Below are 23,213 nucleotides of genomic sequence, written 5' to 3'. Positions count from 1 at the left end.
TTATTTATTGTAGGTAAAACAATAATTTATTCTTTTTTTACTTGATTTCCATCTATAACAGCTTGTAAATTCTCTTTAGCTAGTACAAAATCTTCTTGAATCTCAACAGCTTTTTGAAAACTAGCTTTGGCTAAATCCATTTTATCTTGCTCAAATTCTATTAACCCTTTTAAATTTGAAATTGCTGCCAACAATGCCACTTGTTGTTGGTAATTCTTATTTACAGCATAAGTCACTTTTATTTCTCCTGTATCTTTTAACTCTAGTGCTTTTTGAATTGCTTTATAAGCCTCATCATATTTTTTAATAGCATAATATAAGTTAGCCAACTTATAGGCATGATAATTATTTTTAGTTTTTACTGTTAACTTCGCATAAGATTGAGCCGCTTTTTCGTATGCTCCCATATTCTCTAAAGAAATAGCTTGCATTTCTAAAATTTCTTGTTTACTACCATCTCTGCTTAATATATCTGTACAAACCATAAAACAAGAAGAAAACCGTCTGTCGTTAAAATAAAGATAAGCTAAACTATCTTTGTATGTACTATTTTCTCCTTCTTTGGCTATAATATCATACATACTTTTTTTAGCCACATCAGAATCAGCATAAATCAACGCTTGTTTTAAAACTTTTTTATCTAATTCAGTATCTGTATTATTTTGAGCATAAAAAGTAGCAACGGCTAAAAATGCACTTAATGTAATGTAAAAATTTCTCATAATTTATTTTTTGGGTGTTTTGCAAATTTATTGAAATTTATCTTAATAAAAGATTAAAGTTTTTTAGTCAATAAATGGTTTTAACTAGCCATAGCTAATGCCCAATTTATTAGGTAAAACTATAATGAAAAATCTTTATTTATTTTGTAGATTTAAAACAATAAAAAGAATTCATGCTTGATTTTTATAATTAAAAGCTACTCGACAGGTGTTTTTAAATATTCTAATAAAAATGAAACTTTATTATAAAAAAAAGCTTCTTATTTCTAAGAAGCTTTTACTTGGGTGGAAGATGGGGCTCGAACCCACGACCCTCGGTACCACAAACCGATGCTCTAACCAACTGAGCTACAACCACCATTTAAATTAAAGACTTAGCCATTCTTGCTAAGCGGATGCAAATATAATCTATTTGTAGTATTGTTCAAATAAAAAATGAAAAAATTTCTAATGAGTAATTTTAAATCAAAGCATCTAAACTATTAACAGCAACATAACGCTCTGTTGTAAAACCTTCTGCATAATCAACTCCAATTAATCTACCTAAATCCTTAGCTCTATAAGAAACACTTTCAAAAAAGTTTTTAGTAGCAATTGGTGAAGTTGGTTCTTTACTGTCTGGATTATAAAATTGAGATTCATAAGCCTTAATAGCTTCAACTTTTGTATCTATAAAACCAGTTACATCGACAACAAAATCAGGTTCAATATTCTTCCATTGTACATAATGATATACATGTATAGGTCTCCACGCTTCTTGATTTTCTCCATTTAATTCAGTTTCTATCTTACGTAAACCTGACAAAAAACATGCATCACTAACTAACTTGCTTCCTTTTCCGTGATCAATATGTCTATCATCAATGGCATTACAAAGCACAATTTTTGGTTTGTATTTTCTAATAATTTTTATAATTTCTAATTGATGAGATTTATCATTAACAAAAAAAGCATCACTAAAAGCAAGGTTTTCACGAACCTGTACACTTAATATTTTTGCTGCATTTGCAGACTCTTTATCTCTAATTTCAGCAGACCCTCTTGTCCCCAATTCTCCTCTAGTTAAATCTAGAATACCTACTTTTTTTCCTAAAGAAATTTCTTTTGCCAAGGTTGCTCCGCAACCTAATTCTACATCATCTGGATGTGCTCCTATAGCTAAAATATCTAATTTCATATTATTTTTAATAATTATACAAAGATACTAAAGTCTTTTTAACAAAATTTTAAATAACTTGATTAGTAACTGCCTGTATTTTAACATATTTTTGGAAATTATGAATTATTCTTTATAATTATTTACAAAAAAAATGAGAAAATTTTTACTTTCGGCTATTGGCATCGCAATTGTTATAATTGCTTTAATTATATCATATTTTATAGTTGAGAATAACATTAAACCAAAACCAAAAGTAGAAAAAGTTTCTAAAATGGTTTTTAGTGAAATTGTTAAAAATTCAACTATACCTATAACAATTCCTGCTAATGGAACATTAGTTGCTAAAAATAGATTAGAATTATATTCTGAAGTTCAAGGCATATTTCAAGGAAGTGCTAACGATTTTAAAGCAGGACAACCCTATAAAAAAGGACAAACTTTAATTAGCATCAATTCTAGTGAATATTACGCTTCGGTACAATCTGCAAAAAGTGATTTATACAATGCAATTACAGCTATAATGCCAGATTTAAGATTAGATTACCCTAGTGATTTTCCAAAATGGCAAACTTATTTATCAAATTTTGATTTAAATAAAAGTGTTAAACCTTTACCAGAGTCTTCTAATGAAAAAGTAAATTATTTTATTACTGGTAGAGGTATTATTACTGCTTATTACAATGTTAAAAATCTAGAGCAGCGATTATCTAAATATAGTATTTATGCACCTTTTAATGGTGTACTTACAGAAGCATTAGTTACTAAAGGAACATTAATTAGACCAAGTCAAAAACTAGGTGAATTTATTGACACTTCGGCTTATGAATTAGAACTATCTATTGGAAAAACATTTAGTGATTTATTACAGATAGGAGAAAATGTTCAACTACAAACACCTGAAGGTGATGCAAACTACACCGGAAAAGTTACGCGAATAAATGGAAAAATAGATCAAGCAACACAAACCATAAAAGTTTTTGTTGAAGTAAAAGGAAAATCGCTTAAAGAAGGAATGTTTCTTGAAGCTCATCTAGAAGCTAAAGAAGAACCTAATGCTATTAAAATTTCCAGAAAATTATTAATTGACGAATCTGAAATATTTATTATTAAAGACAGTATACTGGATATTATTAAGGTAAAACCAGTTTACTTTTCTCCAAAAGAAGTGGTAATAAAAGGGGTACCTGATGGTACAAAAATCTTATCCAAATCCATTCCAGGAGCTTATGCCGGAATGCTTGTAAAAAGTTACGAAGAACCGAAGAAACAAACTGCTAAATAATTATGAGAAAAGTATTAAGTTATTTCATAAAATATCATGTTGCAGTTAATGTAATTATTTTAGCCTTTGTAATTTTTGGATTAATGGGAATGTTTCAATTAAAATCATCCTTTTTTCCTCTTCAAGATGCAGAAATTATCTCAATTAATGTTTCTTATCCAGGAGCTGCTCCAGAAGAAATTGAAGAAGGAATTGTATTAAAAATTGAAGATAATTTAAAAGGGCTTATTGGTGTAGAACGAGTAACATCAACTTCTAGAGAAAATGGAGGTAGTATTACCGTAGAAATTGAAAGCAATCAAGACATCAATGACATGCTTGCTGAAGTTAAAAATGCTGTAGATAGGGTTTCTAATTTTCCTACAGGTATGGAGCCATTAGTAGTTGCAAAACAGGAAAGAATACGACAAACAATAGATTTTGCAATTAGTGGTGATAATATAGAATTAGCCTCCTTAAAGCAAATTGGCAGACAAATAGAAAATGATTTGCGAACCATGGAAGGTATTTCTCAAATAAACATTACTGGCTATCCTGATGAAGAAATTGAAATCGCTGTAAGAGAGACTGATTTATTAGCTTACAACTTAACCTTTACAGAGGTTGCCAATGCTGTGTCACGGGCAAATATTCTTACTACTGGAGGTAATATTAAAACGGACTCTGAAGACTATTTGATTAGAGCAAGTAATAAATCGTATTACGGTAATGAATTAAATAACCTAACTGTTAGAGCTAAAGAAGATGGAACTGTAGTTCGATTACATGAAGTAGCAACCGTCAGAGATCGATTCTCTGAAACTCCAAATGCTACTTATTTTAATGGAAATGCCGCTATTAATGTTGAAATAACAAATACAAACAGTGAAGACCTAATGTCAACGGCAAAACAGGTTAATGCTTATATTGAAGAATTTAATCAAAAACATACAGGAATAAAAATAGATGTAGTAAGTGATTCATCTATCCGACTAAAACAACGTACACAATTATTATTAGAAAATGGTGTAGTTGGTACTCTTTTAGTACTTTTCTTTTTATCTCTTTTCTTGAATACTAGAATGGCATTTTGGGTTGCTTTTGGACTTCCGATATCATTTTTAGGAATGTTTATTTTTGCTCCTCTTTTTAACGTTACCATTAACATATTATCTCTTTTTGGGATGATAATCGTTATTGGAATTTTAGTAGATGACGCTATTGTAATTTCAGAAAATATTTATCAACATTACGAACAAGGAAAATCAAGAGTACAAGCTGCTATAGATGGTACAATGGAAGTACTACCTGCTATTATCTCTGCCATTACTACAACAGTACTCGCTTTTTCAACTTTTCTATTTTTAGAAGGGCGAATTGGTATATTTTTTAGTGAGGTTGCAGTAATTGTTATGTTAACTTTAATAATTTCTCTAATTGAAGCAGTAATAATTTTGCCTGCTCACATTGCCCATTCAAAAGCTTTGATTAAAGTTTCTGAAGAAGAAGAAAATAAGAAAAAAGGAATAGCGAAAGTTTTTTTAAAACTAAGAAAACTTAATGAATATGGAGATCGTTTTATGAATTATTGTCGAGATAAACTTTATAGTCCAATACTTCGATTATTTTTAAAACAACGTTTTATTACTTTATCTGTTTTAGTAGCATTAATAATTTTAACTATAGGTTTTTATAAAGCTGGTATAGTAAGAAGTGCCTTTTTTCCCAATGTTGCTAGTGATCGGGTAAGTGTTGAGTTATTAATGCCTGAAGGTACAAATCCTAAATTAACAGATTCTGTTATTACAATGGTTGAAACTGCTGCTTGGAAAATAAATGAGGAATACACAAAAAAACAAACAGGAAATAAGCAAGTAGTAGAAAATATAATAAAACGCGTAGGACCTGGAAATAACAAAGCTAGTTTAAGTATAAATTTATTACCAGGAGAGGCTCGTGATTTTAGTTCTCAAGACATTACTAATTCTATTCGTGATGAAGTTGGAGAAGTATATGGCGTAGAACGTTTAATTTTTGGGTCAGGACGAAATTTTGGAGGTAGTCCCGTTTCAGTTTCTTTATTAGGTAATAATACAGAAGAATTAAAACGTGCCAAAGATGAGCTAAGATTGGTTTTTGAAAATAACCCTCTTTTAACAGACATTTCAGATTCAGATCCTGAAGGAATAAAAGAAATTAATATAGAATTAAAAGAATCAGCCTATGCTTTAGGTCTTAACTTAAGAGAAGTTATGAGTCAAGTTAGAGCTGGATTTTTTGGATTACAAGCTCAACGTTTTCAAAGAGGACAAGATGAGATACGTGTTTGGGTACGTTATGATCGGTCAAACCGAGAATCTATTAACAATCTTGATGAAATGCGTATTGTTACTCCATCAGGTCAACGAATTCCATTTAGAGAAATTGCAACCTACAACATAAAAAGAGGTGAAGAAAGCATTAGTCATTTAAATGGAAGAAGAGAAATTCAAGTTAATGCAGATTTAAAAGATCCTAAAGGAAGTCCTACAGAAATATTACAAGATATAAAAGATAATGTAATGCCTCAAATTAGTTCTAAATATCCTACTGTAAGTGCATCCTACGAAGGACAAAATAGAGAAGCTAACAAACTAACAAAATCAGCCAGAATAGTAGTGCCTGTAATTATTTTCTTAATTTACGTAGTAATTGCATTTACCTTTAGAAGTTATAGTCAACCATTATTACTTCTTTTTATGATACCTTTTAGCTCCATAGCTGTAGCTTTTGGACATTGGTTTCATGATTTTCCTATAAATTTTTTATCTGCCTTAGGCATCATAGCACTCATTGGTATTATGGTAAATGATGGGCTAGTTCTTATTGGTAAATTTAACTCTTTTTTAAAAGAAGGTATACCTTTTGATAAAGCTCTTTTTGAGGCAGGAAGGGTTAGATTTAGAGCTATATTTTTAACCTCATTAACCACAATAGCCGGTATTGCCCCTTTGCTACTTGAAAAAAGTAGACAAGCTCAGTTTTTAAAACCTATGGCAATTTCTATTGCTTACGGTATTGCAATCGCAACACTATTAACATTATTTATTTTACCCCTGTTACTGTCTATAACCAATAGTTTTAAAACAAATAGCAAATGGTTATTTACTGGAAAAAAAGTAAACAAAGAAGAAGTAGAACGTGCAATAAAAGAACAGAAAATAGATGAACATTAAAACAATATTTAACATATTATTCTTAATTTCTTTATCCGTTTCAGGTCAACAACTTCTAACAAAACAAGAAGCAATTTCTGTAGCACTTGAAAATAATTATGGAATAAAAATAGCCAAAAACAACTTAAAAATTGCGGAGAATAATAAAAATATCTTAAACTCTGGTTATTTACCGACTTTAGATGTAAATGCTGGTGCAACTTACAGTTTAGATGATACAGAAGCTACATATTCAGATGGTAGAGTAACTAATTTAACAGGAGCAGAAAGTGATCGATATAATACCTCTATAAGCCTTAACTACCTACTATTTGATGGCATGGGCAGATATTATGATTATAAAACTTTAAAAGAACAATATAACCTAACTGAATTACAAGCTAGACAAACTATAGAAAACACCATATTACAATTATTCTCTGTATATTATAATGTTGCTAAACTAACAGAAGATTATTCTCTTTTACAACAAAATCTTGCAATCTCTAAGGATAGATTACAACGTGTTCAATACCAATTTGAATATGGGCAAAATACAAAATTAGCTGTTTTAAATGCCGAAGTAGATGTTAATAATGATAGTATTAATTTATTAAACACAAAACAATTACTAATAAATGCTAAACGCGATTTATATGTTGTTTTAGGCAAAGAGGAAGCTCCAAATTTTACTGTAGATACCCTGGTAAATTTTAACCTAGCCCCCAGCAAGGAATCTTTATTTGAAAAAGTAAAAAACAATAATGTTGTTTTACAACAGGTAGAAAAAAATATATCAATAAATGAATTTCAGATAAAAGCGAATAAATCAGGCTATTTACCCACTATTGGATTAAGTGGCTCTTATGGATGGAATAAAAATAATAATAATGAAGCCTCATTTTTAGCAACATCTATAAATAATGGTTTATCCGCAGGAATAAGTCTCTCTTGGAATATTTTTGATGGCGGAAGTACCAAAACATTGGTAAATAATGCTAAAATAAACCTTGAAAATCAGGAATTAATAAAGGAAGAAACTATTCTAGATATTACAAGAACCTTCAATAATGCTTACGACGATTATGTAAACAAATTATTTATTTTACAAACACAAGAAAAAAACGTACAAACCAATACAAACAACTTTAACAGAACCGAAGAACAGTTTAAACTGGGACAAGTAACCTCAATAGAGTTTAGACAAGCTCAATTAAACTTAATTAATGCTATAAACGCTAAAAACTCTGCAAAATACGATGCAAAAATGGCTGAATTATTAGTTTTACAATTAAGTGGAGATTTATTAAATATTGATTATTAATATGCTTGAATACTTTTTTCAATGTCCATACTGTTGGGAAGAAATATCTATGTTATTAGATACTTCTATACTTAACACTACATACATTGAAGATTGTGAAGTTTGTTGTAGCCCAATTGAATTAAATGTGAGTTTTGATAATAATCAAAACTTAGAAAGTTTTTCTGCCATTAGCCTTGAACAATAAAAATATAAGTAAGACTAATCTATTATAGAAAATAGTATAATTATATTTTATTTATCTAATAATTCTAATACCACCAAATAAGCAAAATGGTCAGATGCTATTGTATTCTTTATAACTTTAGTTTCTAAAACCCGCCATCTATTTTTAGGATAAAACAACACATAATCAATTTTGACAGTAGGCTTATCTGAGGGGTAAGTTAAGTCATAATTATCCTTATCATAAGCTGTAGTCCAAATTTCTTCAAGAATATTGATGGGAGTACTATTAGGTTCAGCATTAAAATCTCCAGCTAAAATTGTAGGGTATTTGTTTTTAGAAAAAACTTCATTTATCTTTTTTACTTGAGCCACTCTATCTTTATCATTAGTTAAATGATCTAAATGTGTACCCACAAACGAAATGGTATCTTTAGATTTTAGCACTGTTGTAATTTCCAATGCTGCTCTAGGCTCGTGATCGTCATAATATGGCAAAGCTACCCTTCTTGAATTTAAAAATGAAGTTTTAGATAAAATACCTTCTCCGTATTCTCCTCCATCATAATTCATAGCTTTACCAAAAAGAGGACTTAACTTGGTACGCCAACCCAATTCTGTAACCAAATCATATTTTTTTGCCCTATTGGTTTTAAAATCAACTTCCTGTAACGCTACATAATCAGGATTCGCATCCTTTATAACATTAGCAATCAAATCTAAATTAAAATCACCTTTGGTGGTTGCACCATGTAGTATATTAAATGTCAATACACGCACTATTTTTGTACTATCTACTTGAGTTTGCGACCAAGATGTATTAGTTAAAACTAATACAATAATTATTAATTTAAAATTCAGTTTCATCTTCAATTTTTGTTAGTTATTGTAAATATTAAATTTTAAGAGCATTCTCTATATCTGCAATAATATCCTTTACATCTTCAATACCCACAGAAAAACGCAATAAATTATCTGAAACTCCCATTTCTTTTCGTTGTTCTGGTGTTAATAAACCATGAGATGTTAAAGATGGCATTAATATGGTAGACTCCACCCCTGCTAAACTCATACTAGGTTTTATTAATTTAAGATTCTTTTGAAATTCAGAAGCATTGAATTCTGATTTTAACTCAAAAGACAACATCCCTCCAAAACCATGCATTTGTTTTTTTGCTATATGGTGAGTTGGGTGAGACTGTAACCCTGGATAATATACTTTTTCTACAGCATTATTATTTTCTAACCATTCTGCTATAGTTTGAGCATTTAAGTTATGTCTTTCTACGCGTATTCCCAGAGTTTTAATACTACGTTCTAATAAATAGGCTATAAAATCGCTTAAATGCCCACCTAAATTTTTAGCTTTATTCCATATAATATCAATATTATGTTGAGAAGAAGCTACAGCCCCAGCAGAAATATCACTATGGCCTCCTAAATATTTAGTAGCTGAATGAATACAAATATCAATACCTAAATCTAAAGGAGTCTGATTTATAGGGGAAGCAAAAGTATTATCTATTATAGATAAAATATTGCTTCTTTTAGCCACTTCAGAAATAGCTTTTATGTCTGTAATACTCAATAAAGGGTTTGAAGGTGTTTCTAAATATAAAAGTTTGGTATTTGCTTTTATTTTTTCTTCAAAATGGATAGGTTCAATTCCTTCAGTAAAAGAGTATTCAATACCCATTTTATCAAATTCTTCTACAATCAGATTAAATGTTCCTCCATAAATCTCGTTTTGTAAAACAACATGATCTCCATGCTTTAAAAAAGCAAATAACGTAGTACTGATTACGGCCATACCTGAACCAAAAAGCAATCCTGCTTCTGCATTTTCTAAGGCGGCCACCTTTTGAGCTACTGCTTGTTGATTTGGAGTGTTAAAGTATCTAGGATATCGTTTTGAATCCACATCCATATAAGGATAAGAAGTAGTCATGTAAATGGGCGAAATTGCACCACCAAATTGAGTATCTTTCACCTCTCCAGTATGTGTACAAATAGTATTTAAACCATGTTTTTTAGTTGTCATTTTTATAAATTAAAAGTAGGGTAATTTACAAAAACTTAATATAAAAATACTAGTAGACACTAAAAAATAGATATGAAACTTAGATAAAATTATTACCGTTTACTCAGTAAAGAAATACTACTTTTAAATTAAATAACTTTAAGAAAAAGTAAAACTAGTATTAACCTTTAATCCAATTTACAATGGCTTCATCTGTTGGTAATGTTTTTGACAAATATACATTTACCACATGACCATTTTCATCAATTAAATATTTTTGAAAGTTCCATTTTACTTCTGAATCTTTAAATCCATTTTTCCTCTTTTGAGTTAAAAATTGATATAAAGGATGCATGTCTTCCCCTTTTACAGAAATTTTAGCCATCATAGGAAATGTTACCCCATAATTTTCTTGACAAAACGAAGCAATTTCACTATTTGTACCAGGCTCTTGTTGATTAAAATTATTTGCAGGAAAACCTACTATAGTAAAGTTATCATTCTTATAGGTATCATATAACTTTTGTAAATCTTCATACTGAGGTGTAAAACCACATTTGGAAGCTGTATTTACCACCAATATTTTTTTTCCTTTTAAAGAAGAAAAGTCAAAATCTTCACCAGTTAAAGTTTTAACATTAAATTGATAGATATTTTCCATAGTTTCTTGATTTTGAACTAATGCGGTTTCATTTTTTACAGAATCTTTTTCTGTATTAATTTTATTGGTATTATTCTTAGTCTCTTTACAACTTATCAACATTAAAGCTGACGCCATAACGATTATAATTTTTTTCATTATTTTATTTTTTTAGTTTTTTTATAATATTTCTTGAACTTTAAATACCCCAAAACACTAATAATAGCTGATACAATCAACCATCCCCAAATTTCATTAGGTATTGGAACGGCATCTCCTACTGCATAAGAGTGTAAACCTGATAATAAGTGATTTACACCTAGAAAAGTCATTAATATACTCGCATAAGCAAAAACAGAAATCATATTAAAAGCAAAACGACTTCTTAATCCTGGCACTAAACGCATGTGCAAAACAAATGCATACACCATAATACTCACTAATGCCCAAGTTTCTTTAGGGTCCCAGCCCCAATAACGCCCCCAACTTTCATTAGCCCACATACCACCTAAAAAGTTGCCTATAGTTAACATAACCAATCCAATGGTTAAGGCCATTTCATTAATTATAGTTACTTCTTTTATAGCTAAATCGAGTTTATGTTTGTTTTTAGTTGTTGTTACAGCAAATAAAACAAGTGATAATAAACCTAATACCATACCTATTGTCAATGGCCCGTAACTTCCTACAATAATAGCCACATGAATCATTAACCAATATGAATCTAATACTGGCACTAATGTTCCTATTGAAGGATCTAGCCAATTCCAATGGGCAATCATCAAAATCATAGAAACTACAAAAGTGGTTGCAGCTACCGTTAATGACGATTTTTTTCCAAAAAGCAAACCGAAAAGCATTGTTGCCCATGCCACATAAATCATTGCTTCGTACCCATTACTCCATGGTGCATGACCAGAAATATACCAACGAATACCTAACCCTATAGTATGAAAAATAAATAATGCAATAATTATAAATACCCCTGCTTGCACAAACCTAACGATAAGTTTAGAATTATTAAAAATTTGCACTATTACAACCACAAATAAGAATAAGGCGGCCAGCATATAATACATAAACAAACTTCTAAAAATATCGTATTTATTATACAGTAGTTCTAATTCAACTTTTCTATCAGAAGGCATAACCGCACCTCCAAATTTATGCTGATAACGGTGCATGCTTTCTAAAAACTCATCAGCTTTTGAATAATCGTTTTTTTCAGCAGCCAATTTTAATCCGTTGGCATACAATGGTATTACATTAGCAACATACAGTGAATCTGTACCTTTAAACCCTGCCAATTTGTGTTCTACGTAAGAGAACCATTTATTATTTGGATCTCCTTGCAACGGAAAAAACTTAAAAATACTTCCATTTATAACTGCTTGGTATAATAATGTAACTCTCCCATCAATATTTAATATACTTTCTTCAAATTTATTTTTAATCTTCTTTTTATACGCTTTTTCTACTTCTACACTTAGTTTATATTCTCCTCTTGTGGTAAAAAAATCTGACAGTCGAGCATATTTCTGATCTTCAGGTATTCCTATTATTTCTCTCACCCTAGTATTTGCTGGTTTAATATAAATAAATGGAACTGACATCCAAATTCTAGGATTAGTAACCATAGATATGGCTATTTGATTAGCATCTAAACCATTATAAGTGTCTTTTTTACTTACTTTTCTAATCAATTCAGAAGTAAATGTATTTACAGGTTTCATCCTCCCATTAGCATCTTGAATAATTAAACTTCCAAATTTTTCAGCATGCTCCTTAGATGCTTTTTGAGCAGTTAAAATAGAATCTATTTTTTCTTTTGTTAAAATGTGGCTACTATGATTGTCTTGAGCAAAAGATACTGCTCCAAAAAACAACAAGAATAGAGACAATGTTGCTTTTTTCTCTTTCACTTTATTTAAAGCCTTTCGTAAAGCTCCAAATCGAGAAGTTTTAGAAAACAATATCATAATAAGACCAAAATACAATAAAGAATACCCAAAATAAGTAACCCAAGTACCAACTGCATCATGATTTACGGATAAATGTGTTTCTTCAAATTCATCAGTAATTCTATAACTACTTTGAAAAAACTTAAACCCCCTATGGATTAATATATGATTCATATATATTCTAAAATCGAAATTATTGCCATTATCTAAAACGGTAACTTCACTAGCATAAGATTTAGGACTTTCAGAGCCAGGATACCTATCTAACTGAAAATCATTTAGTTTTATAAAAAACGGCAATTTTAATTGTCTTGCTCCATAGGAAATTCTAAAATTTAATCCATCCATTGAAAACATTTCTGGTGGAGTTGCAGCAAATTGATATCCGTATAAATCAACTATCTTTTTTTCATTTTCAGTTACAATCTCTACAGTTAATTTATCTGCAGGATGTTCATCTTTATCTCCTGAAGTCTCAATTAAATTACCTTTTAAGTTTGCCTCTGGTACTACAAACTGCAAGTTACCAATATTATGCAATGCTCTTAAGTTAAATGTTTGAACAGAGTCTTTAACAATAGTACCTCTAGCTTGTGTAGCCATAACCATATAATCTCCGGCAAAAGGAGATTGTATTTTTAAGGTATCGTTTTCTGTAAAAATATTAATAGCACCCTCAGTTTTGTTTTCGTAAGAAACTAAAGCATTATGAATGTTTGCAACTTCACCTTTTTTTATATAATGATCATGTCTTCCTCCTCCACCAGATTCTACAAAATGTAAAAAGTCGGTCCCTGAAGGGTCTTCTTCAAATTTTTCAAAAGCATTAGGTATATAATTTATGTAATTTACCGTAACAGGCTTATCTTTAAAGTCTGCATTAAATGAAAAGTCATTGCCTCCTCTTAAAAAATTAAAGAATTTTGAAACTAAAGGAATAAAACGCTTTTCATCACCTATTTCAGGAGCAAAAAAATATCTTTTATTAATTTCTCTAGCCACTTTTCCATCATCAACATGAACATTAATGGTAGTTTTTTCTGAGAGCATTAAGTTAGTAGTTTCTCCCTCTTTAATCGGCATTATGGCTTCATAACTAATATATCTAGTAATCCCTGCTCCAATGATTATAAAGATAAAAGCAAGGTGAAAAATCAAAACAGAAAATTTCTCTTTACGCAATAATCTATATCTAAAAATATTACCTATAAAGTTACCCACAAAAATCAGCATAATTAGCTCAAACCACCACGTATTATAAACTAATGCTTTAGAAGCTTGTGTTCCATAGTCATTTTCAATAAAAGTTGCTATTCCATTAGCAGCTCCAAAAACAATAAATAAAATAGCAGTAAGGCGGGTTGAGAAGAGAATATTATAAAATTTTTTCATACAAAAGGGATGTTCTAATAAACTCTGGCGAAGATACTCAAAATTCATTTAATAATTTTTGGTTTTAACATATATTCATGGCCCTTTAACAGAACTGATTTACACTTTTAATCATTAGCAAAAAATATAAACCAGTTCAATATTCTTACAAAATGTTAATAAGAATCAATGTAGAATTAACAACTAAGGATATGATTAATAGGTTAAAGGCTATTTCCTTTTTAAAACTTGCTATTAATGAAGTATTGTACAGCATAGATACCATAACACAAACTGATAATTCAACTATACTTAACACATCATTATCTTGAGACACAATCACCATTGCGGCTATAGAACCTAGACAACTTTGAAAGATAATAGTTAAAGCTATATACATTAAAAAATGCTTCTTATAATCAGCTAATAAATCAGCATAAAAACTCATAATTTATCATTTTAAATTAGACGATAAAGTTCTATGCCCTATCTTTGTTATTTTATGATTCTAATCATAAGGTTATGATACCCGAAAATATTTTATCAAAGTACAATCCTACTTTAAAAACATATAAAGTTGGGCAACTAATTTTTGAAGAAGGTACTAATGCAAAATTTTTCTATCAGATAAAAAAAGGTAAAGTAAAAGTCTTTAACTTATCAGAAGATGGTAAGGAAGTTTTACATGCTTATTTTAAAGATGGCGATAGTTTTGGTGCACCTGCACTTATAGCTAATTTTAAACGTCCAGCTCGTGCTGAAACTATAGAAAAATCGTCAATCTACACTTTATCAAGAGAACTGTTTATGCAAATTTTAGCTAAAAACAGTGACATACATTTAGAATTAACTGCAAAAATTTGCCAAAGACTACATTTCAAATCTTTATTAATAAAAGAAGTATCATTATATCCACCTGAACATAGAATTATTACATTATTAAATCATTTAAAAGAAAAATCTAATTACCAAAAAAAATATGAGGTACAATTGACACGACAAGAGATTTCTAATCTTACAGGACTACGAGTAGAAACTGTTATAAAAGCAGTAAAAAAGTTAGAAAAACGAAACTTATTAACCCTAACTAATCGCAAAATATATATTTAATTTTATAATGATTTCAGCAATACTATTAGGCACAGGAAATGTAGCAAACCATTTAATTGATACATTTTTACAGTCAAAAGATGTAGATTTGGTGCAAGTTTATGGAAGAAATAGTGCCAATTTAAAACTAATTAGAGATAAAGTTTGTACTACTTCAGAGATAAATCAATTAAAAAATGCTGATGTTTATATTATAGCTATTTCTGATGATGCTATTCAAGAATTTTCATCTCAAATTACTATAAAAAACAAATTAATTGTTCATACCTCTGGTAGTGTTTCTATGGATGCTCTTTCTTTTCATAAAAATAGAGGAGTCTTTTACCCTTTACAAACGTTTACAAAAAATAAACCTGTAAATTTTAAAGAAATACCAATTTGTTTAGAAACAAACAGAAGTGAAAATTATAAATTATTAGAACAACTTGCTAAATCCATTTCAAATCATGTATATAATATAGATTCTAATCAAAGAAAATATATTCATCTAGCGGCCGTTTTCACTAATAATTTTGTAAATTATATGTATAAAATTGGTAATGATATTTGCACTGAAAATAACATCCCCTTTAAAATCTTGTATCCGTTGATTTTAGAAACTGCTAAAAAAATTAAAAACAACAATCCTGCTAACATTCAGACAGGACCTGCAGTACGTAATGATACTAAAACAATTGAAAAACAAATTAATCTATTGAACAACCAACAACAACAAATATATAAACAATTAACCCAAGCTATAAAAAACACTTATGGAAAAAAGTTATAAAGAATTAATGCCTCAAATAACTACATTTATTTTTGATGTAGATGGCGTTTTAACTGATGCAACAATTTCAGTTTTAACAAATGGAGAACTTATTAGAACAATGAATATGAAAGATGGTTATGCCTTAAAAACAGCCATTAATACTGGTTATAATGTATGTATTATTTCAGGAGGAACCAACGAAGGAGTTAGATCTCGTTTAGAGGGTTTGGGTATAAAAGATATTTTTTTAGGAGTACATAACAAAGTCGATCAATTAAAAAAGTATTTAGATGCTCACAATATTAAATTAGAAAATGTATTATATATGGGTGATGATATACCCGATTATTCTGTTATGAAAATAATAGGTTTACCAACTTGCCCTAAAGATGCTGTTCCTGAAATTCAGAATATTTCACTGTATGTTTCTCAAAAAAAAGGAGGAAATGGCTGTGTTAGAGATGTTATAGAACAAGTAATGAAAGTGCAAGATAGGTGGAAAGTTTAAAACTCTTTAGTAATATGTCCAAATCACTTTTTACTTTTAATTACTAAAAGATAAGAATGAAAATATTGAACTAAAACAATGACCACAGAAGAAAAACTTTTAAAGATACCCATTTTAGGTTGGCTAGTCAAACTTTTAAAAAAAATAAAAGTTCCTGGTCTTGAGGGCATGTCTTTATACAACGTTTTAGAAATGTATGTTTTAGGAATTGTTAAAGGAGCCTTAACATCAAGGGCTGGTGGTATTGCTTTTAGTTTTTTTATGGCTTTGTTTCCATTTGCTCTTTTTATATTAACCCTAATTCCATTTATCACCATTGAAGGCTTTCAAGATGGGTTTATGGATTTTATCCATCAAGCATTACCTCCACAAACTTATGATGCAGTAGACTCTGTTCTAAATGATATTATCAATAATAAATACAGTGGTTTATTGTCTTTTGGTTTTGTATTTTCGATAGTTTTAATGACTAATGGGGTTAATGCCCTATTTGGCGGTTTCGAATACAGCTATCATAAAATGCAACCCCGTTCGATGATACGACAGTTTTTGGTTTCAATGGCCATTTCAATTATCTTGGCATTATTATTGCTATTAACAGTCGCAGTAATTATCTACTTTGAAGTTGCTATTAGTAACTTTAAAGAAAAAGGCTATGTTTCTGATGATTTATTTTGGATTGATATAGGTAAATATGTTATTGTACTAGCCATGATATTGATAACGGTTGCATTGTTTTATTTTTTCGGCACAAAAGAAGGTAGAAAAATTTCGTTTTTTTCACCAGGAGCTATACTTACCACCTTATTATTAATACTAAACTTCAAACTTTTTGGCATTTATGTAAGAAAATTTGCACAATATAATGAGCTTTATGGAGCCGTTGGAACTTTATTAGTGTTAATGTTATTTATTTGGTTAAATTCCATAATACTATTATTAGGATTTGAATTAAATGCCGCGATTATTGGATTAAAAAGAAATATAACAACAAAAAATAGGAAGGAATAATAAAATGAGGAAGATTGCTTACATAGTATTTTTAATGTTGACTTGTACTTTATCTGCAAATTCACAAAATAATAAGTCAATTGATTTAAATTGGCAAAGTGATTTTGAAAAAGCAAAAAAACTAGCTACATCAGAAGGCAAACACATCCTTGTGTATTTTACTGGATATGATCGGACAGATTCTTGTCAAATGCTAAATGAAGATTTTTTCTATACTGAAAAATTTCAAAAAATAGCACAACGTTATTTAATTTTAGTTCGAGTAAATGCACATGCAAGACCAGACGCTTTAACTGATGAACAAAAAAAGAAAAATCATGCTCTCAGTAAACAATTTAATCAAAAAGTACACCCTACGGTCGTTTTAACGGATGCTAATGGCAAAATGATAGAAAAAATAGAGAGCTATAATTACTTGCGAGATACTAGTAAACATTATGCTTTATTAAAGAAAATTATGAAGTAGTAAGCCATAAAGTGGATTTATTACAATATATATATTCATTTCTGATTCTTTTATAACAAAACTAAAAAGAAACAAAACCAGTAAAGTTAGCTTTTTACAATTTTAAAAATCTCAAGCAAAAAAACTATTGTATAAAAAAACCGTTCTAATTTCTTAGAACGGTTTTTTAATTATAGAACATTAATGGTTACTTTTTCTTAGCATCCATTTTGTCTTTTAAATCAGCTAACGCAGAAATGTCTCCCAATGTAGCTTTTTCTACATTATCTTCCATTTTTTTCTTTGTTGCTCTTACTGTTTTCTCTTCTTGTTCTCTAAAGATAGAAGTATGAGAAACAACTAATCTTCTATACTCTTTGTTAAATTCTAAAACTTTAAATTCAACTTTGTCTCCTTTAACAATCTTAGAACCATCTTCTTTTTCCATGTGACGTTGAGGAACAAATGCTTCTACATCATCATCTCCAAAAGAAACTAAAGCACCTTTATCAGTAACAGAAGTAACTTCACCTGTATGAACAGAATCAATTGAGAATTTTTCTTCATAAGCATCCCAAGGATTCTCAGTTGTTTGCTTATGACCTAAGTTCAATTTACGTCCTTCTACATCTAATTCTAATACTTCAACTTCTAATTTATCACCAACTTTAACAAAGTCAGATGGATGTTTTACTTTAGTTGTCCAAGATAAGTCTGAGATATATACTAAACCATCAATTCCTTCCTCTAACTCTACAAATACACCAAAATTAGTATAATTTCTAACTGTACCTACATGTTTAGAACCTACAGGATATTTAGTGGTTACATCTGTCCAAGGATCAGGATGTAATTGCTTCATACCTAAAGACATTTTACGTTCTTCTCTATCTAGAGTTAAGATCACTGCCTCAACTTCATCACCAACATTTACAAAATCTTGTGCAGAACGTAAATGAGTTGACCATGACATTTCAGATACGTGAATTAAACCTTCAACACCCTGACTAACTTCGATAAACGCACCATAATCAGCAATAATAGCAACTTTACCTTTTACTTTATCACCAACTTTAAGATTCTCATCTAGAGCTTCCCAAGGATGTTTTTGTAATTGTTTTAAACCTAATTGAATTCTAGATTTATTATCGTCAAAATCAAGAATTACCACATTAATTTTCTCATCTAATTCTAACACTTCACTTGGATGATTAATTCTACTCCAAGATAAGTCAGTAATATGAACTAATCCATCAACACCACCTAAATCAACAAATACACCATAAGAAGTTATGTTTTTAACAATACCTTCTAATACTTGTCCTTTTTCTAATTGGCCGATGATTTCTTTTTTCTGTTCTGCTAAATCAGCTTCAATCAATGCTTTATGAGAAACTACAACGTTTTTAAATTCGTGATTTACTTTAACCACTTTAAATTCCATAGTTTTCTCAACATATTGATCATAATCTCTAATTGGTTTCACGTCAATTTGAGAACCTGGTAAGAATGCTTCAATTCCGAAAACATCTACAATCATACCACCTTTAGTTCTACATTTAATAAAACCATTAACAACTTCTTGAGTTTCGTGAGCTTTATTAACACGTTCCCAAGCTTTGATTACTCTAGCTTTTTTATGAGACAATACCAATTGACCAGTACTATCTTCACGCTTATCAACCAATACTTCAACAGTATCACCTACTGCTAAATTTGGATTATATCTAAACTCGTTTAATGAAATTACACCTTCTGATTTTGAGTTGATATCAATAATAGCTTCTCTATCAGTTAATCTAATAACTTCACCATCTATAACTTGACGCTCCTCAACAAACCCTACAGTTCCTTTAAGTGCTTTATCAAATTCTTCTAATTTAGATTCGTCAACAGCTTCAATACCTTCTTCGTATTTATGCCAATCGAAATTATCTAAAAATTCTTGAGTATTTTGTGGAGCAGGAGCTTCTTCTTTTACTTCTTTAGTTTCTGCTACAACTTCTTTATCTTCTTCTTTTGGAGTTTCTTTCTCCACTTCTTCAGCAACCTCTTTCTCCTCTTTTATAGGAGCTTCTTTAGCCACCTTTTCTTCTTCTGCATACACAGCTTGTGCACCAAACTCTTCAACTAAAATAGTATAAAAAATAGCTCTATACTTATTTCTGTTTGAAGAACCTATAGTTTCAATAGCTTTTTGAATAGCTTCATCTAACTTAGGCGAATCTTCTAATCCTAATTTTTTAATTAAAAAATTCTTTTTTACGGTTTCTAACTCTGCTGAGTCAGAACTTGATACTTTTTCAGCATCTGCTTTGTAAATTGATGGGCCTAACCCTTTGGTTACACTTGCTAATAAATTAGTATCTAATTTTAATCCTAATTTTTTAACTTCTTCTGTGTATTGATCAATTTTTTCTTGTAGTTTAGACATATGGTCTAATTAAATTTGTATTTTATTGACAACCAGATTTTTAACGATATCGCAATAAAAGATGTTAATTTATTTGTTTTTTTTCAATTCCTTTCTAAATCTGTACTCGTAAAAAGGAGTGCAAAAGTATTAATTTTTTCTTAATCTAACAATAAGATTATCAAATAAATCCACTCAAAATCAACTTTTAAAATAAAGAAACTCTAATTTTTAAATTTTAACGTTAATTTAATTACCAACTGTCCTTATTTATTAATAAAAAATAAGACAATATCAAATTAATTTTTTTACATCTTTTTTATTTGCAACAAATTCTACTATCTTAAAGAGTTTTCTTTTAATTGTTTTGAATTTATCATAATATAAATCCATTAATCTTTCTAACTTTAAATGACTTTCTAAATAATTAAGATTATGTTCTAAACTTACCGAAGATTTTAAATCACCAATAACATTATCATGTTCTTGTATCATTAAACCTAATTTATTAATAGCATTTTTTTCTTCTTTAATTTCATTAATCACATCGGTTACATTCTCTTTTAGACCAGTGTCTAAAAAGTCAATATAATTAAGACCCAATAAGTGTTCTAAGAACTGCATTTCATCTTTAACAAAACCTATTTCTGACAACCAAAATTTGTTATCATTATGCAGTTCTTTAGCATTTTTTTTCTTACCGTACCATTGTTTTTTTATTTTAGTTTTCATATCTTTAAAATAGATTTAAGTGATTATATTTATGCATTTTCAAAAAATGCCAATACTAATATTAACTTTATCTAGGCAACTTCTCTAATCAACAATTTACCATGTGTAAAGGTTGAAGGCAAAAGTTACCTCTTACCTCCTACCCTTAAAAAAATCAACTAATCTCAACAACCTTTTTTGAAGTTACTTTTTTCTCTTCCTTTTTTAACATTTTCATAGTTAAAACTCCATTTTTAAAATGGGCTATTATGTTCTTGTCAAGATTAATGTTTTCAGGAAGTCTTAAAGATCTTTTAAAAGAATCATAGCTAAATTCTTTACACAAATAATTCTCTTCCTCTTTTTCTGTTTTTTTAGCAGCCGAAATATGAAGTTCATTATTATCTATTGCAATTTCAAAATCTTCTTTTAAAAATCCAGGAGCAGCTAATTCGATAACAAAGTCTTTATCATTTTCTTTTACATTTATTGCGGGCATTAGACTATTTTTTACAAAAAAATTGTCATTGAACATATTGTCAGTAGATAAAATAGTATCAAATACTGAAGTACTTAAAGGGAAACGTTCGTTAAATTTAATAAGTGACATCATTTTAAAATTTAGAATTAATAGCAGTTTTTTTATTGTTTTAAAAATAAATGTAACTATAAACAAATGCAATGATTTAGGTCAGTTTACGACCTTATTTTTATGACTCCATAAAGCAATGCACTGACTTAAATCATTTTATAACAAATAGTTAAAAAATACATTTACTTTTAATTAATCTAAAATTTATAATCATGAAAAAGTTATTTATAATAGTGTTTAGCATTACATTTAGTATAACTGGTTTTTCACAAATTATTGAAAATGTAGATGAAGTAGTTCCTTTCCATGAAGGATTAGCAGCAATTAAAAAAAATAACCAATGGGCATTTATTAACAGCAATGGAGAAAAGGTAATTGACTATAGAGATGATATTGTTAAAAGTAGAGGAAAGAACAATATAAAATATCCTTATTTTAAAGAAGGTAGATGCTTAATTAGAAAAACTATAGATGGTATTGATTTTTATGGCTTTATTGATAATACTGGTAATGAAGTAATTTCTCCAAAATATTTAAAAGCTTCTAATTTTAAAAATGGATATGCAATAATTGTTAATTTCGATGAATACAAAGTGGGTAAAAATCCTATTTTGGGTAAAGAGATCGTGAACAAAATTTTAGAAGAATATATTATTGACACTTCTGGAAAAATAATAAAGTATCTTTATAATCCACGTAAGTGTAGTCTTTCTCAATTAAATGATAAAAATGCCCCTTGCTTTGATTCAAAATTTATTGGAAATAAGATGGTGGCCGTTAAAAATAAAAATGGAACTTTTGATATACATAAATTTGAATAACTACTTGTAATAATTTATATCTACTTATAACTTAAACTAGCAATTAGTTATTTTGATGTTAGATTTATCTCTGGCAAGTTAATTATTTCTAAAGTTGTAGATGCTAACATTACTTTACCATTGGTATTTTTAATTTCAGAATTAATTTTTTCGTTCAATAAATTTTTAGTGCATCTTCTCTTTTTATAATCTACTATGTAGCGTAAATTTAATTGAATCCAGTTATCGGTTAATGTAATGGCCAATGTTGGATTTACTTGAGCATCTTCTATATAATATTTATTAACTACTTCTTTCCAAGTAGCTTTTGATAACTTGGTATATTCTGAAAGTGTTTCAATAGCAATTCTAGTAATAATAGATTTTACCATTTCAATATCAGAGCCATACTTAATAGGTAAATTAAATTCATCCCAAATAAATGGAAAGTCTTTAGAATAATTATAGATAGGTCCTTTAAACACAAAAGCATTACTTATCTTAACAATTCTTCCTGTATAATTATCACTACCCACCCACTCTCCTATTTCCATCATAGTAGTGTAAACACTATCTATATCAATAACATCTCCTTTTATTTTATGAAGTTCAATTCGGTCGCCAGGTTTATAAACTTTGATAAGAAAAATATAAATTGAACCAGCAATACTTAAAAATAATTCTTGTAAAGCAAATGCAATACCTGCAGAAAATAAACCAATAGCTAGAGTAAAATCTTTAATACTACCAGTAAAATATGCAATAGAAAGCACAATCAAAAACACATAACCAATAATTTCAATAGCTTTTTGCGATTTATATCGAGCATCACTATCTAAAATTTTTCTTCGTAATAGTCGCCTTATCAATTGAATCATAATTACAACAAACAATACCCATACAACATATTTAAAAAAAATGTAATATGATGGATTAGCTTCAATCCAATTTTTTATTGCTTCAAGAGTAAACATTTAGTATAAATTAATCATTATTAATCAATCTCTTGACCGCTTAATAACAAGGTTTCAGTTTGTAATTAACTTCTCTTTTAT

General features: G+C 29.1%; 21 protein-coding genes and 1 tRNA gene. 10 read left to right on the top strand and 12 right to left on the bottom strand.

Going from position 1 to position 23,213, the window contains the following annotated elements; genetic code table 11:
- Positions 1–26: 26 nt before the first annotated feature.
- From EGM88_RS06135 to bshB1, 3 genes are all read right to left on the bottom strand, one after another.
- Positions 27–722 carry a hypothetical protein gene (locus EGM88_RS06135; protein ID WP_123897082.1) on the bottom strand — a complete coding sequence of 232 codons (696 nt, stop codon included), beginning with the start codon at positions 720–722 and terminating at the stop codon, positions 27–29.
- A gap of 283 nt (positions 723–1,005) precedes the next feature.
- A tRNA-His gene (locus EGM88_RS06130) sits at positions 1,006–1,081 on the bottom strand.
- 101 nt (positions 1,082–1,182) lie between these two features.
- Positions 1,183–1,899: a bacillithiol biosynthesis deacetylase BshB1 gene (gene bshB1, locus EGM88_RS06125; protein WP_123897081.1), complete on the bottom strand. Its 717-nt coding sequence runs from the start codon at positions 1,897–1,899 to the stop codon at positions 1,183–1,185.
- Positions 1,900–2,032: 133 nt separating this feature from the next.
- Between bshB1 and EGM88_RS06120 the strand changes: the two genes are divergently transcribed.
- The 4 genes from EGM88_RS06120 to EGM88_RS06105 are packed head-to-tail and all read left to right on the top strand — an operon-like array spanning position 2,033 to position 7,847.
- Positions 2,033–3,163: an efflux RND transporter periplasmic adaptor subunit gene (locus EGM88_RS06120; RefSeq protein ID WP_123897080.1), complete on the top strand. Its 1,131-nt coding sequence runs from the start codon at positions 2,033–2,035 to the stop codon at positions 3,161–3,163.
- 2 nt (positions 3,164–3,165) lie between these two features.
- Positions 3,166–6,357: an efflux RND transporter permease subunit gene (locus EGM88_RS06115; RefSeq protein WP_123897079.1), complete on the top strand. Its 3,192-nt coding sequence runs from the start codon at positions 3,166–3,168 to the stop codon at positions 6,355–6,357.
- Complete coding sequence (locus EGM88_RS06110) at positions 6,347–7,660, top strand: TolC family protein (RefSeq protein WP_123897078.1); 1,314 nt, start codon at positions 6,347–6,349, stop codon at positions 7,658–7,660. The genes EGM88_RS06115 and EGM88_RS06110 overlap by 11 nt, the downstream gene beginning before the upstream one ends.
- 1 nt (position 7,661) lies before the next feature.
- The gene (locus EGM88_RS06105) at positions 7,662–7,847 is read left to right on the top strand and encodes a CPXCG motif-containing cysteine-rich protein (RefSeq protein ID WP_123897077.1); all 186 of its coding nucleotides are present in this window, start codon (positions 7,662–7,664) and stop codon (positions 7,845–7,847) included.
- Positions 7,848–7,894: 47 nt separating this feature from the next.
- On the opposite strand, the gene EGM88_RS06100 is transcribed toward EGM88_RS06105, so the two are convergent.
- From EGM88_RS06100 to EGM88_RS06080, 5 genes are all read right to left on the bottom strand, one after another.
- Entirely contained in the window at positions 7,895–8,692 is a 798-nt protein-coding gene (locus tag EGM88_RS06100) for an endonuclease/exonuclease/phosphatase family protein (protein WP_203229435.1), read from the bottom strand.
- A 28-nt stretch (positions 8,693–8,720) separates the two neighbouring features.
- Positions 8,721–9,866, bottom strand: coding sequence for a trans-sulfuration enzyme family protein (locus EGM88_RS06095; RefSeq protein WP_123897075.1), 1,146 nt, complete (start codon positions 9,864–9,866; stop codon positions 8,721–8,723).
- Between the two features lie 160 nt (positions 9,867–10,026).
- Positions 10,027–10,644, bottom strand: a complete 618-nt coding sequence (locus tag EGM88_RS06090; RefSeq protein ID WP_123897074.1) for a glutathione peroxidase — start codon at positions 10,642–10,644, stop codon at positions 10,027–10,029.
- Positions 10,644–13,838, bottom strand: coding sequence for a cytochrome c biogenesis protein (gene ccsA, locus EGM88_RS06085; protein WP_123897073.1), 3,195 nt, complete (start codon positions 13,836–13,838; stop codon positions 10,644–10,646). Before ccsA ends, EGM88_RS06090 begins: the two co-directional genes overlap by 1 nt.
- Positions 13,839–13,983: 145 nt before the next feature.
- Entirely contained in the window at positions 13,984–14,265 is a 282-nt protein-coding gene (locus EGM88_RS06080) for a hypothetical protein (protein WP_123897072.1), read from the bottom strand.
- A 74-nt stretch (positions 14,266–14,339) separates the two neighbouring features.
- Between EGM88_RS06080 and EGM88_RS06075 the strand changes: the two genes are divergently transcribed.
- The 5 genes from EGM88_RS06075 (at position 14,340) to EGM88_RS06055 (ending at position 17,663) form a co-directional block, all read left to right on the top strand.
- Complete coding sequence (locus tag EGM88_RS06075) at positions 14,340–14,927, top strand: Crp/Fnr family transcriptional regulator (RefSeq protein ID WP_123897071.1); 588 nt, start codon at positions 14,340–14,342, stop codon at positions 14,925–14,927.
- Between the two features lie 7 nt (positions 14,928–14,934).
- Positions 14,935–15,696 carry a Rossmann-like and DUF2520 domain-containing protein gene (locus EGM88_RS06070; RefSeq protein ID WP_123897070.1) on the top strand — a complete coding sequence of 254 codons (762 nt, stop codon included), beginning with the start codon at positions 14,935–14,937 and terminating at the stop codon, positions 15,694–15,696.
- Positions 15,680–16,186 carry a KdsC family phosphatase gene (locus EGM88_RS06065; protein WP_123897069.1) on the top strand — a complete coding sequence of 169 codons (507 nt, stop codon included), beginning with the start codon at positions 15,680–15,682 and terminating at the stop codon, positions 16,184–16,186. The genes EGM88_RS06070 and EGM88_RS06065 overlap by 17 nt, the downstream gene beginning before the upstream one ends.
- 78 nt (positions 16,187–16,264) lie before the next feature.
- A complete protein-coding gene (locus EGM88_RS06060) occupies positions 16,265–17,197 on the top strand; it encodes a YihY/virulence factor BrkB family protein (RefSeq protein ID WP_123897068.1) in 933 nt (310 codons plus the stop codon).
- 4 nt (positions 17,198–17,201) lie between these two features.
- Positions 17,202–17,663 carry a thioredoxin family protein gene (locus EGM88_RS06055; RefSeq protein ID WP_123897067.1) on the top strand — a complete coding sequence of 154 codons (462 nt, stop codon included), beginning with the start codon at positions 17,202–17,204 and terminating at the stop codon, positions 17,661–17,663.
- A 187-nt stretch (positions 17,664–17,850) separates the two neighbouring features.
- Here EGM88_RS06055 and rpsA read toward each other — a convergent pair whose 3' ends face one another.
- From rpsA to EGM88_RS06040, 3 genes are all read right to left on the bottom strand, one after another.
- On the bottom strand, positions 17,851–20,076 hold the full coding sequence (gene rpsA / locus EGM88_RS06050; protein WP_123897066.1) for a 30S ribosomal protein S1: 2,226 nt from the start codon (positions 20,074–20,076) through the stop codon (positions 17,851–17,853).
- Positions 20,077–20,349: 273 nt separating this feature from the next.
- Complete coding sequence (locus tag EGM88_RS06045; protein ID WP_123897065.1) at positions 20,350–20,787, bottom strand: hypothetical protein; 438 nt, start codon at positions 20,785–20,787, stop codon at positions 20,350–20,352.
- Positions 20,788–20,941: 154 nt separating this feature from the next.
- On the bottom strand, positions 20,942–21,379 hold the full coding sequence (locus EGM88_RS06040; RefSeq protein WP_238988393.1) for an Hsp20/alpha crystallin family protein: 438 nt from the start codon (positions 21,377–21,379) through the stop codon (positions 20,942–20,944).
- Positions 21,380–21,570: 191 nt separating this feature from the next.
- On the opposite strand from EGM88_RS06040, the gene EGM88_RS06035 reads away from it, so the two are divergent.
- Positions 21,571–22,179, top strand: a complete 609-nt coding sequence (locus EGM88_RS06035) for a WG repeat-containing protein (RefSeq protein WP_123897063.1) — start codon at positions 21,571–21,573, stop codon at positions 22,177–22,179.
- 47 nt (positions 22,180–22,226) lie between these two features.
- Here EGM88_RS06035 and EGM88_RS06030 read toward each other — a convergent pair whose 3' ends face one another.
- Positions 22,227–23,132 carry a mechanosensitive ion channel family protein gene (locus EGM88_RS06030; RefSeq protein WP_123897062.1) on the bottom strand — a complete coding sequence of 302 codons (906 nt, stop codon included), beginning with the start codon at positions 23,130–23,132 and terminating at the stop codon, positions 22,227–22,229.
- Positions 23,133–23,213: the final 81 nt, after the last annotated feature.

Source organism: Aureibaculum marinum, assembly GCF_003813905.1.
Classification (GTDB): Bacteria; Bacteroidota; Bacteroidia; order Flavobacteriales; family Flavobacteriaceae; genus Aureibaculum; species Aureibaculum marinum.
Note: the sequence above shows the minus strand (reverse complement) of the source record. Positions and strands in the feature narration are given on the sequence as shown.

Bases quoted from the DNA above. Each gene is read 5' to 3' on its own strand.
- EGM88_RS06135 (WP_123897082.1), bottom strand. From the start codon at position 722: ATGAGAAATTTTTACATTACATTAAGTGCATTTTTAGCCGTTGCTACT.
- bshB1 (WP_123897081.1), bottom strand. From the start codon at position 1,899: ATGAAATTAGATATTTTAGCTATAGGAGCACATCCAGATGATGTAGAA.
- EGM88_RS06120 (WP_123897080.1), top strand. From the start codon at position 2,033: ATGAGAAAATTTTTACTTTCGGCTATTGGCATCGCAATTGTTATAATT.
- EGM88_RS06115 (WP_123897079.1), top strand. From the start codon at position 3,166: ATGAGAAAAGTATTAAGTTATTTCATAAAATATCATGTTGCAGTTAAT.
- EGM88_RS06110 (WP_123897078.1), top strand. From the start codon at position 6,347: ATGAACATTAAAACAATATTTAACATATTATTCTTAATTTCTTTATCC.
- EGM88_RS06105 (WP_123897077.1), top strand. From the start codon at position 7,662: ATGCTTGAATACTTTTTTCAATGTCCATACTGTTGGGAAGAAATATCT.
- EGM88_RS06100 (WP_203229435.1), bottom strand. From the start codon at position 8,692: ATGAAACTGAATTTTAAATTAATAATTATTGTATTAGTTTTAACTAAT.
- EGM88_RS06095 (WP_123897075.1), bottom strand. From the start codon at position 9,866: ATGACAACTAAAAAACATGGTTTAAATACTATTTGTACACATACTGGA.
- EGM88_RS06090 (WP_123897074.1), bottom strand. From the start codon at position 10,644: ATGAAAAAAATTATAATCGTTATGGCGTCAGCTTTAATGTTGATAAGT.
- ccsA (WP_123897073.1), bottom strand. From the start codon at position 13,838: ATGAAAAAATTTTATAATATTCTCTTCTCAACCCGCCTTACTGCTATT.
- EGM88_RS06080 (WP_123897072.1), bottom strand. From the start codon at position 14,265: ATGAGTTTTTATGCTGATTTATTAGCTGATTATAAGAAGCATTTTTTA.
- EGM88_RS06075 (WP_123897071.1), top strand. From the start codon at position 14,340: ATGATACCCGAAAATATTTTATCAAAGTACAATCCTACTTTAAAAACA.
- EGM88_RS06070 (WP_123897070.1), top strand. From the start codon at position 14,935: ATGATTTCAGCAATACTATTAGGCACAGGAAATGTAGCAAACCATTTA.
- EGM88_RS06065 (WP_123897069.1), top strand. From the start codon at position 15,680: ATGGAAAAAAGTTATAAAGAATTAATGCCTCAAATAACTACATTTATT.
- EGM88_RS06060 (WP_123897068.1), top strand. From the start codon at position 16,265: ATGACCACAGAAGAAAAACTTTTAAAGATACCCATTTTAGGTTGGCTA.
- EGM88_RS06055 (WP_123897067.1), top strand. From the start codon at position 17,202: ATGAGGAAGATTGCTTACATAGTATTTTTAATGTTGACTTGTACTTTA.
- rpsA (WP_123897066.1), bottom strand. From the start codon at position 20,076: ATGTCTAAACTACAAGAAAAAATTGATCAATACACAGAAGAAGTTAAA.
- EGM88_RS06045 (WP_123897065.1), bottom strand. From the start codon at position 20,787: ATGAAAACTAAAATAAAAAAACAATGGTACGGTAAGAAAAAAAATGCT.
- EGM88_RS06040 (WP_238988393.1), bottom strand. From the start codon at position 21,379: ATGATGTCACTTATTAAATTTAACGAACGTTTCCCTTTAAGTACTTCA.
- EGM88_RS06035 (WP_123897063.1), top strand. From the start codon at position 21,571: ATGAAAAAGTTATTTATAATAGTGTTTAGCATTACATTTAGTATAACT.
- EGM88_RS06030 (WP_123897062.1), bottom strand. From the start codon at position 23,132: ATGTTTACTCTTGAAGCAATAAAAAATTGGATTGAAGCTAATCCATCA.